Here is an 8,827-nt window from a genome sequence, read left to right as displayed (position 1 = left end):
GCGCCAACGTCGCAAAGCGAATCAGGGTCATCCCGCTCGCAACTTCTACACCCAATACCAGAGCCAGAAGCCCTAACAGAAGGCATAGTCGCGTTCTATATTCCCGAAAGTTAGTCAAAACAACTCCTCGATACGCCTGAGTAACTCCGCTGCCCGCCGGGCAGCCATCCGGTTAAGAAGCCGTAATTCGGGAGGTTCGACTGGCGGTGGTATAATCGCCTCCTGAAGCAACCGTCGAAAAAGCACCGAATCACCGGCACTCACGGCGTAGTATTCAGCACAAAGCACTTTGCCTAAAAGAAACCGGTCGCCGTCAGCGTCGAGCGCTTCCCTAAAGAAAGGCCAGGCAATTTCAGGGCCTCCACCGACCATTTTGGGAAGTCCGGCATAGGAAAGTCCGAGCATCCACCTCGGGCCGGAATAGTAGTAATTTGGGTCGAGACGATAGACTTGCTCGAAGAGCAGCCTGGCACGGGCAAACGAGGCAATGGCTGCTGGTCGGTCACGATTCAGATTGATATAAGCGCTCCATGCGGCACCGGTCCAGTAGGCCGCAGCGACATCGCTTCTGTCAAGTCGTCTTACCGCCCGCTCCCATTCTGTAAAGGTTGGATCCTGTTGGCCTAACTTGCTCTGCCCTGTGAATAGCGCCCGGAGTCCATACTCCTTACCTCTCAGGTAGAAGCCCGATGCCCGTTCCTTAGACTCCGCCTCAACAAAGAGCAGGGCATAACCCGTAAATCCTTGGGCGGCGAGCGTCAGAAGTTGCCGGTCATTGGGAGCCGTGACGATCATCCCCTCGAGCAGTTTAAGATGTGCCTCCATTGCCGTCCGGGCTATCTCCGGATCCGTTTCCGAGAGGATTGCCTCCATCGTGCCTTCGATCAGGGGGCGGCTCATCCGGACGACCAGCCGGTTGCTGAGACCGCAGCCGCAGAGGATGAGTGACAGAAATACCAGCGTAAGAGTTCGCTTCACAGAAACTCACCGATCCGTTTGTTAACTGCCGCAAAACTGTCCTTACCGGCTGCGAACATCATCAGCACCGGAGCCGCATCGCGAGCCAACTCGATCATTTGTCCGGCAAGTCGGCGGATGTCCCATTGCGCATGGGCATCCATTCGCAGTCGCGAAAGGTGTGTCAACTCCCGCGCATTGGCCTGAAAAATAACCCGGCGGTGATGGGCATTAGAGAGGACATAGCTGGCTGCGACTGATGCCTCCTTTGGCAGCACATCACCGATCTTCTTAAACAGGACTTCCCCAGGTTCCAACGCTGCAAGAAACCTCACCGCAAGCCCGGCTTCCTCAATGGCGGGTGGTATGGTCACACCTAACGCGGGGTCATACGGCTGGCGAACAATAGTGGCCATCCGGTGCCGTTTCAATTGCGCAAAAGCCGATGCTGACAGGACAACCTCAAACTGGAAGACTGCCAACTCCATTTCGCGAAGCACCTCGTCGTGCTCGTTTATGTAGCGATGCGCCGTCGCCAATAGCCGCTGCCGCTCGCGCCCGCCCATTGCTCTGGCACAGGATCGCGCTTCCTCAAACGACCTGCCACCGGCACGAAAGAGCAGCGCCGATACGACCTGAAGTTCCTGTTCGTTCGGGGAGGCGAGCAGTTGCACTTCCTGTCGGGCAGAGACTCCCCTATGCATCTCCGTTCCGTTCATCAGATTGTGCGCTGCTTGAGTAAGATCGTCCTCCGCCTCAGCGCGCTTGGGATTAGGTTCGGTGTATTTGATCAGCGAAGGGACAAGCCGGCGCAGTTCGTGGTGCATTTGACGGCCCATTTCACGCACCTCAGAGAGGCTTGAACCGGCAAACCGGCGAATCATCACCTCAGCGGTGCGTGCATTGACCGTCATTCCGACCTGACCGGGACAAGCGAGTGGGAGAAGATACCTCGCATCTTCACGCGCCCGACCGACGCGCTCTTTTTCCGGCAGGTCATGGTGAAAGGAGGTAAGTTCGTCCGACAGTTCGCGATAGTTTTCGAAGAGCGACTCGAAGTGAGCGCGGCATTCGTCTCTAAGTTCACTACTTTCTAACTCTTGAGCAAGAACATACTCGCCCTTCATAGAAATGTATCGCTGCGAAGCTTCGGTAAACGAAGTGAGCCGGTGGGCTTCAAGGTCCTCGAGTGCCAGTCGGGAAGCGTCGGTTATGTCGATGTTGAAGACGGCATGTTCGGCGACCGAGGCGTGCCCCAGACCAAAGACTATCCGCTCGTTAGATTGACGGGCACGCGCAACCGAGGCCCGGGCGTCGATGCGGAGGTCCCGGACGCTCTTTTCGCTGCGACTGATCCGGGCGTAGGCTGCCGAGATGGTCTCAGGAGTGACCGGCTCCTGCTCGAAACGCATCAAAATTTCACGACGGTCAATCGGGGAGAGGTCCGGATCCACGACTTCACGCAGTATCTTTTGGACAGCTTCGAAATAGCCGGTATCTACATTGAAACCGGCCAACGTTACACGCATGGGGTTCCTATGATGACTGATTCCAATCTAATCCCCCCGTCCCTTTCATACAAGTTGCCCGTCGCCCTGATCCCTGCTCTTTGGAGTGCCGTTAAAGCCGACATATATTTATTGTTGATGCGCCGCCTATATAACTCCTTCTGGTGCCTTCCCCTCATTCTCGCCTTCCTGGCCGGCTGTCTTCAGCATTCCTATGAATTCGTGATCCATCCCGACGGGAGTGCAAACATCGTTTATGAAGTGAGCGGTGATGTCGCCGACCTTGAGGATGGACTTGAACTGCACCCCGATTCAACGATTTGGGAGATGAACCGCACGGTCGAAGAGCGCGAAGGCAAGACCGTTCACCGCATCACCGCAAGTGCCAGAGCAGTCTCCGTGGACGATTGGGGGCGCCTATTCGACTGGGCAAGGCTGCCCGCCGACACCATTTACCCCTCGCGAAGTTTCATCCTCGATCTGAACCGCAATCCGCTCTACACGATCTATCGATTCGCCGGTCTCTTCGGCTCTCGCGAATACCTTGCTCGTTACGGCGATACATGGGATTTCATTCCTCCCGAATGCCATGCTTTGGAGGATGATGAGTCGCGCCAGGCACTGGCACCCGGTCGTGAAGAAGAACTCGAGAAAATGTTCGCCCTCGGAATCATCCAGTGGAACCGCGCCCGTTACGAACGCGCCTTCGATCGCCTTTGGAGTATTGCTCAAAGCCGCGGCATCGCGCTTCCCGACAGCGGCAGCGATGTTCACAGCATCACCCGAACCGGCTGGGCTGATGACCTGCGCCGATACCTTAATAGTCTCGACATCCCGAATCCCGAATCCGCCAATCTCGACTGGTGGGAAGACCTGCGGCCGCAGTTCCTGGGCCGCTTTGCCGACTTTGTGGATCCCGCCCGGATACCGATGATTGGCGACATCGCCGACGCCCTCGAGCAAGAGTACAAAGCAACTCGCGATTTACAGGACGACAAGTTTGAAGTGAAGGCGTCGCTGCCCGGCATCCTCATCCGCACCAATGGCGACCGGGAATCGCCTCGTAAGGTGGTTTGGGAGTTCAAAGGCGAGACCCTTCAAAGATCGGACGGCTTTATGATAGCCGTAGCGATCCTTCCCGACTACGTCAATATCCTGGGCATACTGGTCATATTGATGAGTGGGATTGGATTGATCACCTTTCGGAGGCGGATTCGCAGGTCTGGCGGGCGTCGGTGACCGAAGGCGAAGAACTAAGACTATTAGCCTGCCGCGCCGCTAATGATGCAGGGCAACTGTTAAAGAGACTCTTCGGGCATGTGAATCCCGACTCGATCTTTGCCAAACGCACCAACGACTGGGTAAGCGAAGCCGACCGGGCTGCCGAGGCGTCTATTCTGGAGTTCCTAAGTCGGGAATTGCCCGGCGCCGCCTTTCTGACAGAAGAAGCCGGCTACCTCTCGGGAAGCAATGACTCGCCTTGGACCTGGATCATCGACCCACTTGACGGGACAACTAACTTCCTGCGCGGGCTGCCCATTTGGGCGGTTTCGATTGCCATAGAAAGCCATCCCAAGACCGGTGAAACTTGGGGCGATATCTTCGCCGGGGCGATTGCCATACCGACCTTTGATGAGACCTTTTCAGCGGCTCGAGGTGAAGGTGTCCGTCGAAACGAGACCCCCCTCCCTCGCCTGAATGCCTCCCGCCCTCTCAGTTCTGCCCTACTCTGCACTGGATTCCCCTTTCGAGTCGCAGGCTACCGCAAGCCTTACCTCGCGATGCTCTCCGAACTTATGGAGCAATGTGCCAACATCCGCCGTCCCGGTGCGGTAGCCGTAGATCTCTGCTATGTTGCCACCGGAACATTCGACGGCTTCTGGGAACTCGATCTTTCGCCCTGGGACATCGCAGCGGGCAGCCTGATCATTCAAGAGTCAGGCGGCATGATAACGAACTTTCAAGGCCAGAACGACATTCTAACCCAGGGTGACATCGTAGCCGGACGGGAGCCGGTGTTGAGCACCGTTTTGCAACTTGCCGCCGAGCACTTTCCGATTCCCCGTCAAGTGAACAAAGCGCCCGACCGAAACTGACACGGCCGGGCGCTTGCATTTAACTTGCTCGTTCCTCCTCACGGCACGTGAGATTATTTACCTTCCGGAGGCCGGCCGTTGGGACCGCTGTTCATCGGCGGCGTCGGACCGGCACTCGCGGACTCCGCATCCTCTTCCTTCATCCCCTTCTTAAACTCCTTGATTCCGGATCCGAAACCGCGCATTATCTCAGGAATCTTGCGCGCACCAAAGAGGACGATCACGAACATTACGATCAAGGCGATTTCCCACGGTCCAAGCCGCATAGTGCCTCCGTCAAAGCCTTTAACGACTACTCTTTACGCGACCGCTCGATGTCGCGCATCTTTAGCCCAAGACCGGCTACCAGTAGCGCGATGATCACGGTCATCACAATGTAATACGTAATCCGGTGTCGGGTCTCATCGGCTGCGGCAATCCCTGCGATGACTACACTGTTCAGTGCCGTATCGGCGCGCTCGTAGAAGGGGACATATTGCTTCAGATTGAAGGAGTGGATTGAGGTGCGCAGTTCCATTCGCGCCTGCAAGACCTCACTCTTCAATTTCCATTGTGCATCCGATACTTCAAGCCCCCTCCGTTCTGCGCGCTCAAGAAGTTCGCGGGCATGATGGAGCCGTGCCTCAAGCGAATCGAGGTCCTTCGACACCACCGCAGCCATCTCAGCACCTGGATCGCCGCTATGGCATTTAGCGCAAAGCGAAGGCTCTTTGGTGCCGATCATGCTGTGCTTCGGGCTGACGATAGTATGGATACGCGCCTTCGGGTCGTTCAAATCGGGCGAGGCTTGATGGCAGAACGCGCATTCCATCAGACCCAGGGCATCGAAGCCATCCTTGTGCGGACTCGTCCTGAAAAACTCCCCGTTCAGCGCATGGCATTGTGTGCAGACCTGTCCTACCTGCTCGACCCCGGGCGGTAATGCACCATGATTGCTGTGGCAGTCATTACAAGCCGGTGCGCCAATGTCGCCCTTCACAAAGAGCGCATAGCCATGCACATTCGTCGAGTCGGCATACTGGGCGAATTGATTGGTCGGGATGCCGTATTCGGCCATGTAGTTTGCATCGGAATGGCACATCGAACAAGTCAACGGCACCTTCTGCGGATGTACAGACGAACGCGTATTCGAAGCCGGCAGGATGCCATGGCTCTTGTGACAACTGATGCAGGTGGCGACCTTGGCATCGCCCTTCTTGAGTAACTCCCCGTGGCGGCTGGTCGCATACTTTTCGAGTTGATCGACCGGCAGTGACGGATTGTAGGGGCGCATATAGGCCGGGTCGCTATGGCACCGGGCGCAGAATTGGGGGATGTCCTTCGGCTTGGGCGCACCGATGAAGCCTTCCTTAGGATCCATCGACTTTTCGTCCGCAATCGACGGATTTCCACCATGACAACTGACGCAGGTGAGCCCAACCCGGGTATGAACATCCTCCTTTGAGTCGGCAATGATCTGCTCGTGTATCTGCGAATGGCAGTCCACACAGGAGTTCGGCGCGGCAGCGAAGGCGGCTATCGCTCCAAGTGCATAGGCTACCACGGCGACGCCTACCGGCAGGAAGATTCTTAGTTGATTTGGCATTGGTCTTCCTCAGTCGATCAGATAGCCGAGAATGGTGAACGTTGCAAAATAGAGCAGCCCAAAGACGCCGATCACATCGAAAAGGCGATTCCTTAGTCCCTGCGATGATGCCCTATCTAGCCAGGGAAGGATAAAGAGCACGCCGGCCCCCACACCCATCACCATCACCCCCAGCACCTCGCCTTCGATGCCCCAAATGTGAGCCGGAAGCATCTTGAGAGACTGAAAAACGAATAGAAAATACCACTCCGGCTTGATGCCGGCGGGCGCGGGTGAGAAGGGATCGGCTTTGACGCCCAACTCCCAGGGGAAAAAGACCGAAAGGAGAAGCAGGATGTCGAACGTCACCAGCCAGACCATCAGGTCTCGCAGGAGAAAGTCAGGCAGAAAGGGCATCGTCCGTTTCCTGCCATGCCCCGCCGATTCGAGCGGCTCCGACATACCCTGCACCTGAACGAAAAAGAGATGCAGCGCCAGAAGGCCTGTGAAGATCGGCGGAAGGACCGAGACATGCAGCCCGAAGAAGCGTGACAAGGTGGCTCCGGTTACATCCGATCCTCCACGCATCAGTTTAAGAAGGAAATCGCCGATAAGGGGAATTGCCCGTGCACTGTCGGTTCCTACCTTGGTCGCAAAGAAGGCGAGTTCATTCCATGGCAGGAGGTAGCCCGAAAAACCGAAGACCATCAGCAGAAAGAGCATCGTCACTCCGGTCACCCAGGTCATCTCGCGCGGCTTACGGTAGGAACGATGAAAGAAGACACTCATCATATGGATGATCGCCGCCAGCACCATCAGATTTGCAGACCAGGAGTGCATCGAGCGGAGAAGCCAGCCGAATTTCACTTGCGTTATGATGAACTTGACGCTCTCGAAAGAGGCATCCGACCCTACGCGATAGTAAAAGAGAAGCACCAGACCGGTGATGACCTGCACTCCGAACAGAAAGAGTGTGATCCCGCCGAAGTAATACCACATTGTGCCCCTATGAAGCGGAACCGACTTCTCACGCGAGAAGTAGAGCAGTTTCTCGATCTTATAGCGGCTGTTGATCCAGTTAAAGAGACGGGCGATCATCCTTTGCCTCCTTCAGCGAGGGTGATCAGGATCTCCTCCGAGTCGGGCAGGACGTTGACGTTTAGTGCAGTAAGCGGTCGGGGCGGAGGTCCGGAGACGTTTCGCCCGTTAAGGTCGTAGCGACCGTTATGGCAGGCACACCAGATGTTGTCGGCACGGCCGTCATATTGGACGATGCAGTCCAGGTGAGTGCACGTCGCATAATAGGCGCGGAACTTCCCATCTACACCGCGAACCAGAATGCCGGGCTTGCTGCCGAGCCGGAATATCTTCCCGCTGCCGGGGGGGAAGTCTTTGGCTGGCCCCAAGTTGACCGATGAGACAACGGCTTCTTCCTGAGGCGGCGGCGTCAGATAGCGGAATAGCGGATAGACCACACCCGCAAGCGCGGCCAAACCCGTCCCGGTCAGGAAGTGGTCGAGAAACTTTCGCCTGGTAAGAGGCGGTGGAGAGTGCTGTTCCAAAGGACTCCTCGTTCGCCATATGGTGAAGCCCCCGCCCGCTGAAGGCAGGGGCTTCCAATCACCCGTTGCGGCACTTTGACATACCGCACTGCCCCGTTTAGTTGCCGGCCTTGGCCGCCTTGTAGCGGTGGTCGATCTTCTTGTGCATCTCTTCGAACTTGAAGGGCTTGTCCTTGTCGAAGGTCGGGCTCTTATCGTTATGACATTCCTTACAGGTCGCCTCGGTTGGCTTGGCGACGAAACCGGCTTTGGCGGCGGCGGCAAGATCTTTGCCGTGAATGGTCCGGTAGTCGCTTCCGGCGCCGTGGCATGCTTCACACTGAACGCCTTCGAACAGTGCTGCATTCTCAGCGCCAACCTTGTAACCGCTCTTGTCGTAGCCGGTTGTGTGGCAGGCGAGGCACTCCGGCTTCTTCTCAGAGCCGTCCTTCTTGTTCACCAGCGTCTGAAAGGCATTGGCATGCTTGGAAGCGAGCCACTTCTCATGAACGTTGCCCTTGGCATCGCCCTTGTGGCAGATCATGCACTTCTTGGCGCCTTCGAAGACCGGCTTTTTCTCGGCCGGCTTGTCCTGGGCGATGGACAGGGAACTCGTAATGAGCCCCGCGATGACAATGGATACGATTCGCTTCATTAGGTGGATTCTCCGAACAGTTGATATGTAGACGGGTAAGATCGCTCCGAGCGATTCTACTCCAGCATAGCCGACAGTTTATAAAGCAGACTCGATTCGAGATAGTCGAAGTCGATCGGCTTGGTGATGAAATCAACCGCGCCAAGTTGAAGCGCTTCGCGACCGATCTCCTCCTCGCGCATCGCAGTTACCATTAAAACCCCGACCCGAGGGTCGATCTCGTTGATGCGGCGCAAGGTCTCCAAGCCGTTCATACCAAACATGTTGATGTCGAGCAGGACAACATGAGGCCGAATGCGCTTGACCAGCGTCAAGGCATCCGGACCGTTGTCGGCGAAGAAGACTTCATAGCCCTTTTCAGTCAGGAACTCGGTCAGAAACTCGCCGATTGGCCGCTCGTCATCGACGATCAGGATTCGCGACGGGACAACCGCCTTGACGGTCCTGAGGATCGAAGTCGTTTCCAGTGTCATAGTGCATCAATATAAGCAGACATCTAACTCTTG

9 protein-coding genes are annotated in these 8,827 nt (G+C 56.5%); 1 reads left to right on the top strand and 8 read right to left on the bottom strand.

Annotated features, from left to right (window positions below; genetic code table 11):
• Positions 1-114 precede the first annotated feature (114 nt).
• Positions 115-978, bottom strand: a complete 864-nt coding sequence (locus FJY67_01355; GenBank protein MBM3328106.1) for a hypothetical protein — start codon at positions 976-978, stop codon at positions 115-117.
• Positions 975-2,486 carry an FAD-dependent thymidylate synthase gene (locus FJY67_01350; GenBank protein ID MBM3328105.1) on the bottom strand — a complete coding sequence of 504 codons (1,512 nt, stop codon included), beginning with the start codon at positions 2,484-2,486 and terminating at the stop codon, positions 975-977. The genes FJY67_01355 and FJY67_01350 overlap by 4 nt, the downstream gene beginning before the upstream one ends.
• 1,052 nt (positions 2,487-3,538) lie before the next feature.
• Here FJY67_01350 and FJY67_01345 point away from each other — a divergent pair.
• Positions 3,539-4,561, top strand: coding sequence for an inositol monophosphatase (locus FJY67_01345; protein MBM3328104.1), 1,023 nt, complete (start codon positions 3,539-3,541; stop codon positions 4,559-4,561).
• Positions 4,562-4,614: 53 nt separating this feature from the next.
• On the opposite strand, the gene FJY67_01340 is transcribed toward FJY67_01345, so the two are convergent.
• The 6 genes from FJY67_01340 to FJY67_01315 are packed head-to-tail and all read right to left on the bottom strand — an operon-like array spanning position 4,615 to position 8,794.
• Entirely contained in the window at positions 4,615-4,827 is a 213-nt protein-coding gene (locus FJY67_01340; GenBank protein MBM3328103.1) for a twin-arginine translocase TatA/TatE family subunit, read from the bottom strand.
• A 26-nt stretch (positions 4,828-4,853) separates the two neighbouring features.
• Positions 4,854-6,146, bottom strand: coding sequence for a hypothetical protein (locus FJY67_01335; protein ID MBM3328102.1), 1,293 nt, complete (start codon positions 6,144-6,146; stop codon positions 4,854-4,856).
• Between the two features lie 9 nt (positions 6,147-6,155).
• Complete coding sequence (locus FJY67_01330) at positions 6,156-7,223, bottom strand: cytochrome bc complex cytochrome b subunit (protein MBM3328101.1); 1,068 nt, start codon at positions 7,221-7,223, stop codon at positions 6,156-6,158.
• Positions 7,220-8,032 (bottom strand): Rieske (2Fe-2S) protein, encoded by an 813-nt coding sequence (locus FJY67_01325; protein ID MBM3328100.1) that lies wholly within the window; start codon positions 8,030-8,032, stop codon positions 7,220-7,222. Before FJY67_01325 ends, FJY67_01330 begins: the two co-directional genes overlap by 4 nt.
• The gene (locus FJY67_01320) at positions 7,785-8,321 is read right to left on the bottom strand and encodes a hypothetical protein (GenBank protein ID MBM3328099.1); all 537 of its coding nucleotides are present in this window, start codon (positions 8,319-8,321) and stop codon (positions 7,785-7,787) included. Before FJY67_01320 ends, FJY67_01325 begins: the two co-directional genes overlap by 248 nt.
• A 56-nt stretch (positions 8,322-8,377) precedes the next feature.
• On the bottom strand, positions 8,378-8,794 hold the full coding sequence (locus FJY67_01315; GenBank protein MBM3328098.1) for a response regulator: 417 nt from the start codon (positions 8,792-8,794) through the stop codon (positions 8,378-8,380).
• Positions 8,795-8,827: the final 33 nt, after the last annotated feature.

Source organism: Calditrichota bacterium (genome assembly GCA_016867835.1).
Taxonomy (GTDB): domain Bacteria; phylum Electryoneota; class AABM5-125-24; order Hatepunaeales; family Hatepunaeaceae; genus VGIQ01.
This window is presented reverse-complemented; position numbering and strand designations above follow the sequence as displayed.

Coding starts and splice junctions, on each gene's coding strand:
- FJY67_01350 (MBM3328105.1), bottom strand. CDS start 2,486: ATGCGTGTAACGTTGGCCGGTTTCAATGTAGATACCGGCTATTTCGAA.
- FJY67_01340 (MBM3328103.1), bottom strand. CDS start 4,827: ATGCGGCTTGGACCGTGGGAAATCGCCTTGATCGTAATGTTCGTGATC.
- FJY67_01330 (MBM3328101.1), bottom strand. CDS start 7,223: ATGATCGCCCGTCTCTTTAACTGGATCAACAGCCGCTATAAGATCGAG.
- FJY67_01315 (MBM3328098.1), bottom strand. CDS start 8,794: ATGACACTGGAAACGACTTCGATCCTCAGGACCGTCAAGGCGGTTGTC.
- FJY67_01335 (MBM3328102.1), bottom strand. CDS start 6,146: ATGCCAAATCAACTAAGAATCTTCCTGCCGGTAGGCGTCGCCGTGGTA.
- FJY67_01320 (MBM3328099.1), bottom strand. CDS start 8,321: ATGAAGCGAATCGTATCCATTGTCATCGCGGGGCTCATTACGAGTTCC.
- FJY67_01325 (MBM3328100.1), bottom strand. CDS start 8,032: ATGCAGCACTGTTCGAAGGCGTTCAGTGTGAAGCATGCCACGGCGCCG.